The sequence below is a fragment of the Consotaella salsifontis genome (assembly GCF_900167365.1).
GTDB lineage: Bacteria > Pseudomonadota > Alphaproteobacteria > Rhizobiales > Rhizobiaceae > Consotaella > Consotaella salsifontis.
On the sequence record NZ_FUXL01000029.1, the window covers coordinates 1 to 16407 of the forward strand.

14 protein-coding genes and 1 pseudogene are annotated in these 16407 nt (G+C 64.8%); 12 read left to right on the plus strand and 3 right to left on the minus strand.

What is annotated here, in order from left to right; all coding sequences use genetic code 11:
• Together B5D38_RS21565 and B5D38_RS21570 are read left to right on the plus strand one after the other, a co-directional pair.
• On the plus strand, nucleotides 1–579 hold a 579-nt coding region (locus B5D38_RS21565), incomplete at its 5' end, for a sulfite exporter TauE/SafE family protein (protein ID WP_131829966.1).
• Entirely contained in the window at nucleotides 579–1463 is an 885-nt protein-coding gene (locus B5D38_RS21570; RefSeq protein ID WP_078709911.1) for a TIGR02186 family protein, read from the plus strand. The genes B5D38_RS21565 and B5D38_RS21570, both read left to right, overlap by 1 nt.
• A gap of 21 nt (nucleotides 1464–1484) precedes the next feature.
• Here the strand turns inward: B5D38_RS21570 and B5D38_RS21575 are convergent, their stop codons facing one another.
• Both B5D38_RS21575 and B5D38_RS21580 read right to left on the minus strand, forming a co-directional pair.
• Nucleotides 1485–2570: an enolase C-terminal domain-like protein gene (locus B5D38_RS21575; protein WP_078710504.1), complete on the minus strand. Its 1086-nt coding sequence runs from the start codon at nucleotides 2568–2570 to the stop codon at nucleotides 1485–1487.
• Between the two features lie 10 nt (nucleotides 2571–2580).
• Entirely contained in the window at nucleotides 2581–4356 is a 1776-nt protein-coding gene (locus B5D38_RS21580; RefSeq protein WP_078710505.1) for a thiamine pyrophosphate-requiring protein, read from the minus strand.
• A gap of 293 nt (nucleotides 4357–4649) precedes the next feature.
• Between B5D38_RS21580 and B5D38_RS21585 the strand changes: the two genes are divergently transcribed.
• The 3 genes from B5D38_RS21585 to B5D38_RS21595 are packed head-to-tail and all read left to right on the plus strand — an operon-like array spanning nucleotide 4650 to nucleotide 7991.
• Entirely contained in the window at nucleotides 4650–5660 is a 1011-nt protein-coding gene (locus tag B5D38_RS21585; protein WP_116002903.1) for a hypothetical protein, read from the plus strand.
• Nucleotides 5653–6435: a gluconate 2-dehydrogenase subunit 3 family protein gene (locus B5D38_RS22660; RefSeq protein ID WP_116002905.1), complete on the plus strand. Its 783-nt coding sequence runs from the start codon at nucleotides 5653–5655 to the stop codon at nucleotides 6433–6435. Before B5D38_RS21585 ends, B5D38_RS22660 begins: the two co-directional genes overlap by 8 nt.
• The gene (locus tag B5D38_RS21595) at nucleotides 6396–7991 is read left to right on the plus strand and encodes a GMC family oxidoreductase (RefSeq protein ID WP_078710506.1); all 1596 of its coding nucleotides are present in this window, start codon (nucleotides 6396–6398) and stop codon (nucleotides 7989–7991) included. Before B5D38_RS22660 ends, B5D38_RS21595 begins: the two co-directional genes overlap by 40 nt.
• Nucleotides 7992–8293: 302 nt before the next feature.
• On the opposite strand, the gene B5D38_RS21600 is transcribed toward B5D38_RS21595, so the two are convergent.
• Nucleotides 8294–8653: an SPW repeat protein gene (locus tag B5D38_RS21600; protein WP_078710507.1), complete on the minus strand. Its 360-nt coding sequence runs from the start codon at nucleotides 8651–8653 to the stop codon at nucleotides 8294–8296.
• A gap of 500 nt (nucleotides 8654–9153) precedes the next feature.
• Here B5D38_RS21600 and B5D38_RS21605 point away from each other — a divergent pair, with 500 nt between their 5' ends.
• From B5D38_RS21605 to B5D38_RS21635, 7 genes and pseudogenes are all read left to right on the plus strand, one after another.
• A complete protein-coding gene (locus tag B5D38_RS21605; protein ID WP_131829992.1) occupies nucleotides 9154–10290 on the plus strand; it encodes an ROK family transcriptional regulator in 1137 nt (378 codons plus the stop codon).
• A gap of 44 nt (nucleotides 10291–10334) precedes the next feature.
• A complete protein-coding gene (locus B5D38_RS21610) occupies nucleotides 10335–11084 on the plus strand; it encodes an ABC transporter permease (RefSeq protein WP_078710512.1) in 750 nt (249 codons plus the stop codon).
• Nucleotides 11084–11857: an ABC transporter ATP-binding protein gene (locus B5D38_RS21615; protein ID WP_078710508.1), complete on the plus strand. Its 774-nt coding sequence runs from the start codon at nucleotides 11084–11086 to the stop codon at nucleotides 11855–11857. Before B5D38_RS21610 ends, B5D38_RS21615 begins: the two co-directional genes overlap by 1 nt.
• 50 nt (nucleotides 11858–11907) lie before the next feature.
• Nucleotides 11908–12879 carry an aliphatic sulfonate ABC transporter substrate-binding protein gene (locus B5D38_RS21620; RefSeq protein WP_078710513.1) on the plus strand — a complete coding sequence of 324 codons (972 nt, stop codon included), beginning with the start codon at nucleotides 11908–11910 and terminating at the stop codon, nucleotides 12877–12879.
• A 56-nt stretch (nucleotides 12880–12935) separates the two neighbouring features.
• Nucleotides 12936–14426, plus strand: coding sequence for a sulfatase family protein (locus B5D38_RS21625; RefSeq protein ID WP_078710509.1), 1491 nt, complete (start codon nucleotides 12936–12938; stop codon nucleotides 14424–14426).
• 76 nt (nucleotides 14427–14502) lie between these two features.
• Nucleotides 14503–15546: an aldose epimerase family protein gene (locus B5D38_RS21630; protein WP_078710510.1), complete on the plus strand. Its 1044-nt coding sequence runs from the start codon at nucleotides 14503–14505 to the stop codon at nucleotides 15544–15546.
• Between the two features lie 7 nt (nucleotides 15547–15553).
• Nucleotides 15554–16407 (plus strand): annotated as a pseudogene (locus B5D38_RS21635) (hypothetical protein); the annotation flags it as partial.

The following is a 16407-nucleotide window of genomic DNA, read 5'->3' on the forward strand; positions in this document are numbered from 1 at the left end:
GTGCTGTTTCTCGGCATCGTCGGCGGCCTGATGCTGGTGGAGAGCATCAACACCATGCGCCAGTCGCGCGGCGGGGCCGGCACGGGCGAGGTTCGCCACAAGACGCACCACAGCCGCATCCAGCGCCTGCCGCTGAAGATGCGCTTTCGCCGCTCCAAGCTCTACGTCTCGGTGATCCCGGTGCTGGGGCTGGGGGTGTTCATCGGCATCCTCGCGGCGATCATGGGCGTTGGCGGCGGCTTCATCATGGTGCCGGCGATGATCTACCTTCTGCGCGTTCCCACCAGCGTGGTCATCGGCACCTCGCTGTTCCAGATCATCTTCACCTCGGCCATCACCACGGTTCTCCAGGCGGGGACGAACACTACGGTGGACGTGGTTCTGGCCTTCCTTCTGATGGTGGGCGGGGTGATCGGGGCGCAGTTCGGGGCGCAGGCGGGCCGCAAGCTCAGGGGCGATCAGCTCCGCGCGCTGCTGGCGCTTCTGGTTCTTGCCGTTTGCGTGCGACTGGGGATGGAACTGGTGATCACGCCCGCCGATCCCTATTCGCTGAGCTCGCCCTCCGGGGAGGCGCAATGATGGCAAGGCATCGCGCAAGAAGCCTGATCTGCGGTGTGCTGCTGGCGCTGGCCGGACCGGGAGTGGCACAAGCCCAGGAGACCCAGACCCAGGCCCAGGCACAGGCGGTGACGCCGGCCGCGCCAGCGGAGCCGCGTGCGGAAAGCTTCGAGATCGGGCTGTCGACGGAAGTCATCGCCATTGGGGCGGATTTCAACGGCGCGCGGCTGACGGTGTTCGGGGCGCTGGAAGGGGGCGACTACCAGCTTCGCCGGCAGGGTCGCTACGACATTCTGGTGGCGCTGGAGGGACCGCGCCGCCCGGTGGTGGTGCGCAAGAAGGAACGGACCGCGGGCGTTTGGATCAACCGCGAGTCAGAGAGCTTCGAGATCGCGCCGGCGTCCTATTCGCTGGCCTCGACGCGGCGTCTGAACGACGTGGCGCCGGCGCCGGTGTTGCGCCAGCTTTCGGTGGGCGAGGATTATATCCGCCTGGCGCTGCCGCGCCCGGAGGCCGAAGCACAAGCACCTGGGTCGGGCGAAGGGATGGGCGAAGGCAGCGAGCGGCGGGACGAGTTCGCCGCGGCGCTGCGGCGCATCCGCTCGGCCAGCGGGCTCTATGCCGAGACCTACGGCTCGGTGGAGTTTGTCGGGCCGACGCTGTTTCGGGCGGATCTACGGCTACCGGCTGACCTGCCGGTGGGCGAGCACGTGGCGCGGGCGTTCCTGTTTCGCGACGGCGTGATGGTGCGCCAGCGCCAACTGTCGCTGAGGGTGGTCAAGGCCGGGTTCGAGAGCGCCATCCATGGCCTCGCCGTCGACTACGGCTATCTCTACGGCCTCTTCGCCGTCTTCCTTGCCGTCGTCACAGGATGGCTCGGCCGCGTCCTCTTCAAACGAGATTGAGGGCGGGAAAGCCTCGTCCCGTCACCGCTCGGGCGCCTTCAGTCGCAGTCCGAGTCCCGGTTCGCCATTGGCCGAAACCGAGCCATGGCTGGGCGTCGGGGCGCCGTCAAAGAGCATCCGCTCGATGCGGACGTGATCGTGAAACCATTCCATGTGCGCCGCCCTGCAGGCGGCAAGGCACGGATGAAGATGAAGCGCCGGCGCGCAATGGGACGATAGCGGGATTTCGTGGGCCTCGGCGAGCGCCGCGACCTTCATGAAGCCGGTGATGCCGCCGCAACGCGTCGCATCGGCTTGGATGACGTCGACTGCGCCCGCCGCCAAAAGATCCCAGAAGGTCCACAGCGCAAATCCGTATTCGCCCGTGGTGATGGCCATGCCTGTCGGCGCCCGGTCCCGAAGCAGCCGCAGCCCCTCAAGATCGTTCGAGGATACCGGCTCCTCGAACCAGCACACCGCGAACTCCGCCGCCTTTTCCGCGAACGCAAGCGCCTCCTTCCGCGCAAGCGCTCCATTGGCATCAACGAACAGCTGCGTCTCCGCACCAATGGCCTCCCTCGCCACGGCCATGCGATGCGGGTCAGCGGCGGGATCGCGTCCGACCTTCATCTTGACCGCGAAATGGCCATCCAAGGCCCAGCCTGCCAGCTGCTCGGCAAGCCGCTCCTCGTCATAGGAGGTAAAGCCGCCGGAACCATAGGTCGGGATCGAGGCGCGCGCCTCGCCCAGCAGCCGGGAGACCGGAAGGCCAAGGAGCTTTCCCTTCAGGTCCCAAAGAGCATTATCCACGGCGGAAATCGCCGTGGCCACCAAGCCTACCTGGCCGAGATTGCGAACCTCCACCCTCATCGCCTGCCAAAGTGCCTCGATGCCGAGGGCATCCTTTCCCTTGAGGACGGGCGCGAGCTTTTCCTCAATCAGCGGAACGACGGAGGCGTCGGTGTAGCTGTAGCCGATCCCTGTCTTACCCCCAGCCACGACGCTGGCGAGAACCAGCGTCGTCTCTTTCCATTCGAGCGTGCCGTCTGACTCCGGCGCGTCTGTCGGGATGGTGAAAGCCCTCGCGCCGACCGTCTCGATCGGCGCGCGGCTGTCGATGATGGGCATCGCACGCGCCTTAGGAAAACACGCGCTTGATGGTCTGCTTGATCACGCCGCCCTCATCCGGGTCGCCCTTCAGCATGGCCTCGGCATAGGAAGTCGCCTGCGAGATGGTGATGTGAGGCGGCAGGCTGGCGACATCGGGATCGACAATCGCGTCGATGACGCACGGCCGATCGGCGGCAAGGGCCGCGTCCCAAGCAGAGGCGACCTGCTCGGGCCGGTCCACCCTGATGCCCTTGAGACCCAACATTTCGGCATAGCCGGAGAAGGAGAAAGCCGGCACGTCCTGCGTTTCGGGCACCTTGGGAGAGTTGGCCATGGCGCGCAGCTCCCAGCTCACCTGATTGAGATCGCGGTTGGAGAGGACGCAGACGACAAGGCGCGGATCTTGCCACCGGCGCCAATACTTGGAAACGGTGATGAGGTCGGTGATGCCCAGCATCTGCATGGCGCCGTCACCGACGAAGGCGATGGGAACGCGATCGGGATAGGCAAACTTCGCGGAAACCGCATAGGGCATGCCGGGACACATGGTGGCGAGGGTGCCCGACAGCGAGCCCATCATCCCCGGCTTGAATTTGAGCGCCCGGGCGTACCAGTTGGCGGACGAGCCGGAGTCGGCGGTGATGATGGCGTTGTCCGGCAGCCGCGACGAGCACTCCCAGAAGACGCGTTCCGGATTGACCGGATCGGCGTCCTTCATAGCGCGCTCCTCTTCCTCCTTCCACCATCGCGCGATGCGCTTCTCGATATCCTCACGCCAGCCGCGATCGCCCTTCTTCTTCAGAAGCGGCAGAAGGGCGCGCAATGTCGAGGCGGAATCGCCCGTCAGCGCCACCTCCATCGGGAAGCGTATCGACAGCATCGTCGGATCGAGATCAATCTGGACGCCCCTCGCCTGATCGGTCTTCGGCAGGAATTCCGAATAGGGAAAGCGCGAGCCGATCATCAGGAACGTGTCGCAGTGCTGCATCATCCAATCCGACGGCTCGGTGCCGAGAAGACCGATGGAGCCGGTGACGAAAGGAAGACCATCGGGCAGCGCGGCCTTGCCGAGCAGCGCCTTGGCGACACCGGCACCGAGCACGTTGGCGACCTCCGTCACCTCGTTCGCCGCGCCGAGCGCCCCCGCGCCGATCAGAATGCCGACCTTCTTGCCCGCGTTCAGGACTTCCGCCGCGCGCTGGAGATCGGCCGCCGCCGGCACCACCTCCGCCGGGGTATAGGCCTGCGAGGTGTGAACCGTGCCGTGAGCGTGCGGCGCCTCCTCGACGGCCTTCGCCTCCTGGACGTCGTTCGGCAGAATGACGCAGGTGACGGTCTTCCGCGATTTCGCGATACGGAAGGCGCGGTCGATGAGATGGCGCACCTGTGTCGGCGACATGCAGGTCTCGACGAAGTCGCTGGCGACGTCCTTGAACAGCGCCTGGAGATCCACCTCCTGCTGATAGTTTCCGCCGATGGCGGCGCGCGCCTGCTGGCCGACGATGGCGACCACCGGCTGATGATCGAGCTTGGCATCGTAGAGACCGTTCAGAAGGTGAATTGCCCCCGGTCCGGACGTTGCCACGCAGACGCCGGGCTCGCCGGTGAACTTGGCATGGGCGCAGGCCATGAAGGCGGCGCTTTCCTCGTGGCGTGTCTGGATGAAGTCGATGGCGTCCTCGCCGTCGTCCCGCCCGACGGCCGCCACCAGTCCGCCGATGCCGTCGCCGGGATAGCCGAAGACGCGCTTGACGCCCCATCCCTTCATGCGTTCGAGGATGAAATCACCGACTGTCTTGGCCATGGGAAACGTCCCTTCTCTCTCGCGTCCGGCGAAGGGATGGCCCCAGCCGGCGGTTGTTAAGGGTCGCGGAAGCGGCGAAAGACCCGCCAGCCACCGCGGCATTCAGGGATGCAATTCATGATCCTTGGCGCCGTTCCTCAGCTTTCCGAGAATTAATCTTTCGCCGGGAAAGCCGCTTCGTGTCCGGAGCAAGAAAAAGCCCGCCTTTCCAAAGTTTAAGGAAGCCGGGGAGAACCCAGCGTCGGGCGAGCGCATTGACAACGCGACAATGCCGAACCTTGTGAGGACCGCTCTTGTCGCTCATCGCCCACTTCTCTCCCCGGCCATCGCGCAAAAACCGCGCGGCGCGCTTCGACGCGCGCCCCGCCGCAGACGCCAGGCAGCCGCCGGTATCGCCGTCCGCGCTCATGATGCTGGCCGGCGGCGGGTTGATTGCCGCGAGCGCCGCGGGATGGCTGCTGGGCGCGGGCGGCGACAATCCCCCTTCCCGGCCGGCGCGCTATGCGGCGCTCGGCGCGGCGCTGCTTGCCGGCAGCGTTCTGGCCGACAGCGCGCTGGAACACTATCGCGGCAACTATCGCCGCCCCGCGATGGGTATTGCCCCATTGGCAGCGGGGGCGACGCTGGCCACGGCCCTGGCGACAGCCATCTCCCGTCGCGCCCTGACGCTCAAGAGCGCGATCTTCGGCGCCAGTTTCACCACGGGGCTTTTCGGCCTCGGCTTTCATTTGAAGAACATTCTGGAACGGCCGGGAGGGCTCTCCTTCAACAACCTGTTTTATCGCGCTCCCTTCGGGGCGCCCGGCGCGCTCGCGCTTGCGGGGGCATCCGGGCTTTGCGCGGTCGCCGCCGAAAACGCCGCCTGGCGGGCAAGCGAAGGCACAATCGAGGAAGACACCGGCCGGATCCTCGGCCTGGTGACGGCCGGCGGAATGTTCGGCCTGACGGCGGAGGTCGGGCTCCTCCACTTCCGCGGCGCCTTCCACAATCCTCTGATGTATGCGCCAGTTGCCGCCGTTCCCCTGACCGGGGCCGCCATCCTCGCAGCCAGCGTCGAGCCGACCGGCACTCGGCATGCCACGGCGCGCCGTCTACTGGGGGCGACGACTGCGCTTGGGCTCGTTGGCCCTCTGGTCCATGCCTATGGCGTTAGCCGCAACATGGGCGGCTTCGGCAATTGGACGCAGACGCTCTTCCAGGGGCCGCCGATCGCGGCGCCCCCGAGCCTCGCCGGTATGGCGCTGACGGGATTCGCGGCGCTCGATCTTCTGAAGCGGTCGGCACGGGAGCATCGTCATGACTGAAAAGCCGTCGGATAAACCCTTCGAGACGCCCTACCCGACCTATGACGTTCTGGGGAAATGGGATTCGCCCTCGTTCAACGATCAGACGCGCCGCGTCGTCGCCGATCGCCTCTCCAACCCGCCAGCCCGGCGCTTTCTCGAAGAAGCGGAATTCGCTCTCCTGCGAGCGGTGATCGACGTCATCCTGCCTCAGCCCGAGCGGGATGAGGACCGCCGCATTCCGGTCGAGGCATTCATCGATGAGATGCTGTTTGCGAACCGCGGTTCGGGCACCCGCTACGCCGATGCGCCGCCCATGCGCGAAGCTTGGCGGCGCGGCCTCGCCGGCATCGAACAGGAAGCCCGCCGACGGCACGGGAAAGGGTTCGAGTCTCTGTCCAACGACCGGAAGCAGGCGCTGTTGCACGCGATAGATCAGGGCGACGTCGATCCACAAGCCTGGGAAGGGTTGAAGCCGCAGCGGTTTTTTCGCCACGTGCTCCTCAAGGAGTCCGTGAAGATATACTACGCCCATCCCTATGCGTGGAACGAGATCGGTTTCGGCGGCCCCGCCTCGCCCCGTGGCTATGTCCGGCTTGGGTCAGACATGCGCGATCCTTGGGAAGCAAGGGAGGAGCGCATCCCGCAGAAGACGGAGAGGCTGTCGCGAGCGGGATCGTTTCGGATGCCGAGCTCCGGCCGCGCGCCACTCAAGGCCGCGCACCCAACGTCTTCCGTCCCGGCGAATGGGTGCCGATGGCCGAGTTTGCGGAAAACGAGGCGGTCGACTTCGTAATCGTCGGGACCGGCGCAGGCGGCGGCGTTCTTGCGGCGCGGCTAGCCGAGGCGGGATTTTCGGTTGTCGCCTTCGATGCCGGCGCCTTTTATCGTCCGCTCGAGGACTTCGCCTCGGACGAGAAGGAACAGGAAAAGCTCTATTGGCTGGACGAGCGGATCTCCGGCGGCGACGATCCGCTGGAATTCGGGTCCAACAACTCCGGCAAGGCGGTGGGCGGCTCGACGGTCCATTTCCAGATGGTGACGCTGCGCTTCCGCCCCGAGTGGTTCAAGTCTCGTACTCTTCTCGGCTATGGCCACGATTGGCCGATGGATTGGCGCGAGATGTGGCGATACTACGCGCTCGCCGAGGATGCGATGAAGATCGCGGGGCCGGTGCGCTATCCCTGGGGGCCGAAGCGCGGGCGCTATCCCTATCGCGAGCACGAGCTCTCCGCCTCCGCGCTCGTTCTCGCCAAGGGCGCGGAAGCTCTCGGCGTCGCCTGGGCGCCGACGCCGACCGCCACCCTCTCTGCGCCGAGGGGTGAGGCACACCCTTGCGTCTATCGCGGCTTCTGCAAGATCGGCTGCTCCACCAACGCCAAGCAATCCATGCTCGTCACCTTCATACCCCGCGCCCTGAAGGCGGGCGCGGAGATCCGCGATCTTGCGATGGTCGGGCGGGTGGAGACCGGAGCGGACGGCCGTGCTACCGGCGTTCACTATTACCGGAACGGCGCATGGCATTTCCAGAAGGCCAGGAACGTCGTGGTTTCTGGCTATTCGATCGAGACGCCGCGCCTGCTGCTCAATTCCGCCTCACCGCGCCATCCAGACGGCCTCGCCAACTCCTCCGGCCTAGTCGGCAAGGGGCTGATGGCGCACTCCAACGATGCGGTCTGGGGCGTGATGGAAGAGGAAATCCGCTGGTACAAGGGGCCGCCCTCCCTCGCCGTGTGCGAGCACTGGAACTATGAGGACGAGGGCAAGGACTTCTTCGGCGGTTACTCCTTCATGAGTCAGGGGCCTCTCCCAACCGACTTCGCCACATCCCTGGTATCCAACGAAGGGGTGTTCGGCCACGAGCTGCGCCGATGGATGGCGCTCTACAACCACATGGCCGGCCTCAAGATCGTCGGCGAGACGATGGCGCAGGACGAAAACCGCGTCGAACTCTCGGACGAGAAGGATGCGCTCGGCCTGCCGATCCCGAGGGTAACGTTCTCCTATTGTGACAACGACAAGCGCATGATCGCCCACGCCCGCGCTTTCATGAAGCGGATGCTTCAGGCGGCAGGCGGCTCCGATCTCTACGAAACGTCGAGCACGGCACATCTCATGGGCGGGTGCCGCATGGGAGACGATCCCCGGACCAGCGTCGTCGATGCCTCGGGCCGATCCTGGGATATCGACAACCTGTTCGTCTGCGACGGCTCGCTCTTTCCCACGGCCGGCGGCGTCAATCCGTCGCTGACGATCGTCGCCAATTCGCTGCGCATCGCCGAACGGATCATCGAGCTCAACCGCCGGGGCGATCTCGCCCCCATTAGGCGCGGCCGCGCATTTCCATGCTGATGCTCCAGGCAGGCGTTCCAAGCCTCCGAAAGGAACGCCTGCCTGGGCCCCGGCATCCGCCACGACGGCTGATCGCGGCCGTGACGAATGCCGGTTTCCCTGAGGTTCGTCCGGCACTGACACTAGCGGGATGAGTTGAGCTTCGCTCATCATCCCGCTCTATCTTCTTCTGTGCGCATGACCTTTTTCCGAAAGCTGGTTCCCACATTTCGGGATCATGCTCTAGGGAGCGCGGCCCCTCGCGACGACGCGGGACACCGCGCCGGCAGAGCGGCGACAAACCTCAATCGACTGGCATTTCGCTAGGCGTGCTGTGCCGCTTGCCGCTCCTCGAACAAGGTCCAGCCGGCCGCGACAATGATCACGGCGCCGCAAACCACGGCGTTCCATGTAGCCGAGGTGGAATTGGCGAACTGCAGCACCCATGGCGAAATGACGATCCAAACGCCCAGAACGATATCCACCCATTCTTCCCAGAATCTGTAGGAGAACAGGGCGGCCGCGCCGAGGATGAGCGCTGCCGCGCCGCTCAGCGCGAAGTTCCAGGTCAATGCGGTCGTCGTCATGCCTTCAGGCAGGGAATAGGTGACAACCCAAAGCGAAGCGATCAGCCAGACTCCCGCAAGAGCGACCACCCAATCCTGCCAATGTTGCCTCTTCATCGTCGTTCTCCAATCCGACGGTACTCGACCGTCGATGTAATTTTACGATGGTCAGATCCTCGAAAGTTGATCAGGATCAAATATTTCTTCCTGCTCTACGAAGAGATGTAGATTTCTTCGCTAACCACGCATCCAACAGAAGGCGAATCTAGAAGTATAATAATAACGATTAAGATCTGAGATCTTGTACCACTTTTAGGCAGGTCTCCTTTGGTGACTGAATGGGCGAAAGCCCTGCGGTTCGACTTGAACCTCCTTCGCGGCCGTCAGCCCATAGTGCTCAGGAATGGGAGCCACGGCGCCAAGCCTCATGTCCAACTTCGCCATTGCAGGAATCGCCTGCCCAAGATGCGCCAGAGCTTGCAGTCGTCGTCGAATCGGTTTATTTCTTAACCTAATTAAATAAGAGCCCGAACGTGATTTCCGCGCGAATGTTTCCATCCGCGGAAGCCGAGGCCACCCCACGAGGCGACTCGGCGGGCGAATGAGCAGGAGGAATCGTGCGCCCAAGCCAGGGAAAGGTGCTGAGCCTGTTGCGTGACAGCGGTGGCATGTCCCGCGCCGACCTGGCGCGACGCATGTCACTATCGGCGCCGGCCCTGACCAAGATCACGGCGGAGCTGATAGATCTCGGTTTCGTCGCGGAGTCGACTCAGGCACCCGAAGCGTCGGTGGGGCGTCCGCCGGTCAATCTCGGGCTCAACGCCGACGCCTCCTTTGTCATTGGCCTCCACCTCGGTCCCGAGCGCCTGTCGGCGGTGATGACCAATCTGGTCCTCGAGACCCGGCAGGCCGCGGATGTCTCCTATGGCGAAACCCCGATCGACAGGGACGGTCTCATCGACCTCGTCGTCGCGTGCGTGGAAGAGCTGATCGCGCGCGAAAAAACCCCGCGCACGATGATCGCGGGCATCGGGATCGGCATGCCTGGCCGTTTCAATCCCATCGGCGAGATCGGCATCGGCAACACCAACGAGGCCGACGGTCATCACCACCCCTTCACGGCCCTGCTTGAACAGCGGCTCGGGATTCCCGTCCAGTACGATCACAATGCCGCGTCCATCGCACTCGGAGAAATCCACTTCGGCGCGGGACGGGGCCGGAAGCGGGTGCTCTACGCCTTCTTTGCGGCGGGTCTCGGCGCCGGCCTGGCAATCCATCGCCCGAGGGAAAGGGCAACGAGCATCAGGGCCGTCGAGGTCGGCCATATCTCTCTCGACCTCGACGGCAAGGAGTGCCGTTGCGGAGGCCGGGGATGCCTTGAGACCGAGCTTTCGGAAGGCGCGCTGCTCGAGGCCCTGGGGAAGATAAGCACGCCGCCAGAGGGTCTGGTCGCGGCGATGATGGACAACGAAGCCCTCTGGGCGCCGCGTTACGCCAAGCTGCTTCAGGCGTTCACCATCGCAGTCAATCTCATCGTTCCCGACATCATCATCTTCGGCGGGCATTTCGGCACTGCGCCCGATGCCTTCTTCGAGGCGATCCGGCGGGACCTGCCGGCGCGTGTACTGCCCGAATTGCGCGATCGTCTGGAGCTCGTGCGCACCAGCTTTCGCGAAAATGCCAGCGCCCTCGGTGCCTCGGCACTGGCACTGGAACGCTTTGTCTATTGCGGCCTTGGAGGAAGGATGTCTTGAGTATTCAATCATCACCGGGAGCCACAACGACAGTGGCCGGTGCGCTGGCCCGGTCCGAGAACGTCATCCTCGGCTTCGCGTCGTTCGTCATCGGCATTCTCTTTTGGTATGCCGTCACCCGCGCTGGCCTCGTCAAGCTGCCGGGTCCCTTTCAGGTCGTCTCGCGAAGCGCCGACATGATGGCCAACGGCCAGATCTTCACCGACATCCTCTCGTCTCTCCGACGTGTCTTCATCGGCTTCGTGCTGGGCGCCGGTGCCGCCGTGCCGGTCGGCTTCCTGATGGGCTGGTACAAGCGTGCACGCGGGTTGATCGAGCCTTGGATCCAGTTTCTCAGGGTGATCCCGCCGCTCGCGGTCATTCCCCTGGCGATCGTCACCCTCGGCATCGACGAGGCGCCGAAAATCTTCGTCATCTTCCTCGCGTCCTTCCTGTCCTCGGTGATCGCCACCTACCAGGGAGTCATCAGCGTCGACCGCACCTACATCAACGCCGCGCGCGTCCTCGGCGCGAGCGATGGCGTGATCTTTGCCAGGGTCGTCGTGCCGGCCTCCATTCCCTTCGTCCTGGTGGGCTTCCGCATCGGCCTCGGCTCGGCCTGGGCGACGCTCGTCGCAGCCGAGCTGATCGCGGCGCAATCGGGCCTCGGTTTCCGAATGCAGCAGGCGCAGCTCTACTACGATCTGCCGACCATCTTCGTCAGCCTCATCACCATCGGCATTCTCGGCCTCGTCATGGACCGTATCGTCGTGTGGACGGAATCCCGTCTGACCCAGTGGCAGGAGCGCGTCTGATGGCGGCCAGCGTCAAGATCAGGTTCAACGACGCCACACGTTGCTTCGGCGCATTTGTCGCGCTGGAAAAGCTGAACCTCGAGGTGATGGACAGCGAGTTCGTCACCATCGTCGGCCCGTCGGGGTGCGGCAAGTCGACGGCCATGAACATGGCAGCCGGCCTGCTGATGCCGAGTTCGGGCAGCGTCACGATCGACGGCGAGGCCGTCTCCGGACCGGGGCCGGAGCGTGGCGTCATCTTTCAGCAATACGCGCTTTTTCCCTGGCTCACGGTGCGCAAGAACGTCGAGTTCGGGCTGCGCCTCAAGGGCATGAAGGAGCGCGAGCGGCGCGAGCGGGCGATGCACTACATCGAGCTGGTCGGCCTTGCCGATTTCGCCGACGCCCTGCCGAAGACGCTCTCGGGTGGCATGAAGCAACGCTGTGCCATCGCCCGGGCCTACGCCGTGGACCCGAAAGTGCTGCTCATGGACGAGCCGTTCGGCGCGCTCGACGCGCTGACGCGGGTGCGCATGCAGGACCAGCTCCTGGGAACGTGGACCCGCGAGAGAAAGACGGTGATGTTCATCACACACGACGTGGATGAGGCCGTCTACCTCGCCAACCGGGTGATCGTCATGGCGGCCAAGCCCGGCCGTCTTCAGGAAATCATCGAGGTCGATCTGCCCTACCCGCGCAACGAGGAGCTGCGCCTGTCGGCAAGATTCACAGAGATCCGCAATCGCGTTTGGCATGCGGTCTATACGCGCGCCGCCCCCGCGCTCCAGCCCTGAGCGCAAAGAACGCCGGCTGAGAAAGCCACGTGATGCAAGAGGAGGAAAGCATGCAGATCATTAGCAAGGTCTTGATATCCATCGTCACGGCAGGAACGCTGATGGCGACTTCGGCAAGCTTCGCAGCGGACACCCATGTGCGGGTCGGCTATATCGCCGACTACTTCGGCACGTCGATGGTGGCGGTAGCCAAGCATCTCGATCTGTTCAAGAAGAACGGCCTCGACGCCGAGCTCAAGGTCTTCACCAACGGACCGATTCAGATCCAGGCGCTCGGCGCCGGTAGTCTGGACTATGCCTATATCGGCCCTGGAGCGCTTTGGCTGCCGGCAACGGGCAAGGCCAAGGTCATCGCCATGAATGCCCTCGGCGAGACGGACCGCGTCATCTCCCGGCCTGAGATCAAGACGATCAAGGACCTTGCGGGCAAGAAGATCGGCGTGCCGGAGGGCACCTCCGGAGACATGGTCCTGCGTCTCGCCCTCGAGAAGAACGGCATGTCGCTCAAGGATGTCAAGATGGTGCCGATGGACCCGAGCACGGTCGTCACCGCCTTTGGCTCGGGCCAGGTCGACGGCGCCGGCATCTGGTATCCGTTCGTCCAGGTCATCCGCGACCATCTCGGCGACATCAACGAGCTGGCCGGCAATGCGGACTTCTTCCCCGAAGTCTCCTTCCCGAGCGTCTTCGTCGCCGGCAATGACGCCGTCAAGGATGCCGAGACGGTAGACAAGATGATCAAGGTCATCCGCGAGGCGATCGACTACCGCAAGGAGCATCCGGAAGAGTCTGTCCAGATCACCGCCAAGTTCCTGGGCGTTGATCCCGCGCCGCTCCTGGCCGAGTCGAAGAATGCGCGCATCCTTTCCGCCGAGGAATTCGACGCTCTGGTGAAGGACGGCTCGGTCGACAAGTGGCTGGACAAGCTCGCCTCGCTCTATGAGCAGTTCGGCAAGATCAAGGACCCGCAGCCGGCCTCCGAGTTCTTCCTGGCCGACGCCTATCTCAAGGCCGCCCAATAACGCCTCAAGGCGGGGGCAGCGCCCCCCGCACCCTTCTCCCCTTCTCCGAGCGCGCCATGAACATCCTCTACATCGACATCGATAGCCTGCGGGCGGATCACCTCGGCTGTTACGGCTATCACCGCGCGACCTCTCCCAACATCGACGCCCTCGCCGCCGAGGGGCTGCGCTTCACCGACCTCTATGTTTCGGATGCGCCGTGCCTGCCCTCGCGGACAGCGCTGTGGAGTGGCCGGCACGGCCTGCGCACCGGAGTGGTCAACCATGGCGGCCTCGCCTGCGAGCCTTTTCGCGAGGGAGCGGACCGGGCATGGGCCGGGACGTTTTTCGAGGACGGCTGGATGAAGTCGCTGCGCGACCTCGGCTATCACACCGCCACGTTCTCCTCCTTCGGCGAGCGCCACGGCTGCTGGCACTGGTATGCCGGCTTCAACGAGATCCACAACAGCGGCGGCTGCGGCATGGAGCGGGCCGACGAGGTCATGCCGCAGGCGATCGACTGGATCGAGCGGCGCGCCCCGTCCGAGAAGTGGTTCCTTCACGTCAATGTCTGGGACCCGCACACGCCCTATCGCACCCCGGAGGATTTCGGGGATCCCTTCGCCGACACGCCCCTTCCCGAATGGATGACGCCCGAGCGCTTCCAATCCTGCTACGAGGGCTATGGCCCACACAGCCCGCAGGAACCGACCGGCTTCGACAGCAACGACAGCCCCTGGCCTCGCGCTCCCGATCCGATCGACTCGATGGAGAAGGCCGCCGCGTGGTTCAACGGCTACGACACCGGCATCCTCTATGCCGATCTCTACATCGGCAAGCTCATTGAGGCGCTGAAGGCGAACGGCCTCTATAACAAGACGATCATCGTCATCGGTTCGGACCACGGCGAGAATCTCGGCGAGCGAAACATCTGGGCCGATCATCAGACGGCGGACCGGTCAACCTGCAACGTGCCGCTCATTATCCGCTGGCCCGGCGACGAAGCCGTCCAGGGCGTCAATCGCGGCCTCCACTATCATTTCGATTGGGCCGCGACGCTGGTCGAGCGCCTCGGCGGAAAGGTCCCCGGCGTCTGGGACGGTCGATCCTTCTCGATGGCGCTCGATGCCGGCGCGGACGGCGGGCGCGATGCGCTGGTGGTCTCGCAGGGGGCATGGACCTGCCAGCGCGGTGTGCGCTTCCGCTCGGAAGACGGTGAATGGCTGATGCTGCGCACCTATCACGACGGCTACAAGGATTTCCGGCCGATCGAACTCTACGATCTTGCGACAGACCCCCACGAGACGACCGACCTTTCGGCGGCACGGCCCGAGATCGTGGCCAAGGGAGCAGCGATCCTGGAGAACTGGCTGGCCGAGACCATGGCGCGAAGTGAGCGTGACGTCGATCCGCTCTTCACCGTGATCCGCGAGGGCGGCCCATACCACACGCGCGGCGAGCTGCCGGCCTATCTCGACCGGCTGCGGACGACCGGTCGCGGCGCGGCCGCCGAGGCGCTCGAGCAGCGGCACTGCCGCAAGGTCGAGCGCAGCGTCACCGTCCGCTAGCGGAAAGGCCATTGACCAGGACGCTCTCCAATTTCCGGCGCGGCATTGACGGCGCCAAAGGTCTGATGAGGTTGTCATGCACTACAAGGTCGAACGTGTCGGAGAGGTGGACGGGCATCCCGTCGACGCCATCACTCTCGGCAACGAAGCGGGATCGAGCGTCACCGTCCTTTCCTATGGCTGCATCGTTCAGTCGCTCAGGATGCCCGATCGGAACGGCACGATGGCCGACATCACGCTCGGCTATGAGAAGTTCGAGCGCTATCTGGAGGGCCATCCCTTTTTCGGCGCCATCGCCGGACGCGTCGCCAATCGCATCGATCACGGCCGCTTTACGTTGAACGGGAAGAGCCACCGGCTCGAATGCAACGAGCCCACGGGGCACCATCTCCACGGCGGCAGTCAGGGCTTTAACAAGGCCGTGTGGGGATACTCCATAGAAAGGCGCGGCGATGCGGTCCTTCTCCACCTGCATCACACGTCACCCGATGGCGACTCCGGCTATCCCGGCCGCCTCGACGCGACCCATACGGTGGCCCTCACCGAGGACAATGCGCTGTGGCTGAACTTCCGCGCGGTCAGTGACGCCGATACGATCGTCAATCTCGTCAATCACAACTACTACAATCTGAGCGGCGTCGAGGGCGCCACCATCGAGGACCATGAGCTGACCCTCGCGGCCGACTACGTTCTTCCGGTCGATGAACGCATCCTGCCCACGGGCGAGGTTCTCTCCGTGGCGGGCACGCCCTTCGACTTCACGCGGCCGCGCAAGGTCGGCGAGGCGATGGCCGGGCGTCCGGACCGCGATTTCGACCATGCCTTCGCGCTGCGATCCGGTGGGGGGCTGAAGCCTTGCGCCGAGCTCTATCACCCGGCGAGCGGGCGCCTGATGACGGTCGAGACGACACAGCCGAGCGTCCAGTTCTACAACGGCGTCAAGCTCTCCAAGCGCGAGTGGTTCGGCCGCACCGGCGTCCATTATCCCGCCTTCGCGGGCCTTTGTCTCGAGACGCAGCATTTCCCCGACAGCATCAACCGGCCCCAGTTTCCAACGATCGTGCTGAAGGCCGGCGCCCTCTACGAGCACAAGACGGTCCACCGCTTCTCCATTCGCTGACCGTCCCATGGCTCGCAGCTCGCGCCGGCGCTCCGGGACGCGCCGGCGCGAGGTCCTCCTTCAATCCCTCGTGTCGCAGCAGAAGATGAACGCCAACTCCAAACCCAAGATCGGCCTTGCCGTCGTCGGCCGGGTCAATTTCGATGTCGCCTATGCCGAGGAGAAGCTCCAGAAGGCGCTGGAAACGCTGAAGCTCGTGGATGCCGACTTCATCGGCGAGCCGAAGATCCTCTTCGACGCCGATGCGGCCGCCGCTGCCGTACCCGCGCTGACCGCCGAGCCCCTCGACCTCCTTCTCATCCTCCAGGTCACGTTTGCCGACGCGACCATGACCCTCGGCCTGACCGAGGCGGTCGATGCGCCCGTCATGATGTGGTCCTTCCCCGAGCCGCGCACCGGCGGCCGGCTTCGGCTCAACTCCTTCTGCGGCGTCAATCTCGCCGCCCATGCCCTCAGCCGGCGCGGCAAATCCATCGACTATGTCCATGGCGAGCCCGACGACGCGAGCGCGGCCGGAAAGATTGCGACCGCCGCCAAGGCTGCGGCCCTCGTCCGCCGTTTCAAGAGCACCAAGCTTCTCGTCGTCGGCGAACACCCCGACGGCTTCGATCCGTGCGATTTCGATGCTGGCGAGCTTGCCTCCCGCTTCGGCATCACCGTCGATCAGCAGCCGGTCAAGGCCTTCATCGAGGAGGTCAAGGCCGCGCCCGAGGACCTCGCCGACAATGGCTGGGCGCGGCGCAGCCACGAGTTCGGCAATCTCGCCGAGATGGACGAGGTCGCCACCCGGAAGACGCTGAAGATCCACGGCTGCCTCTCGCAGCGCGCCAAGGACAAGGGCTATGCCGGCATCGCCGTGCG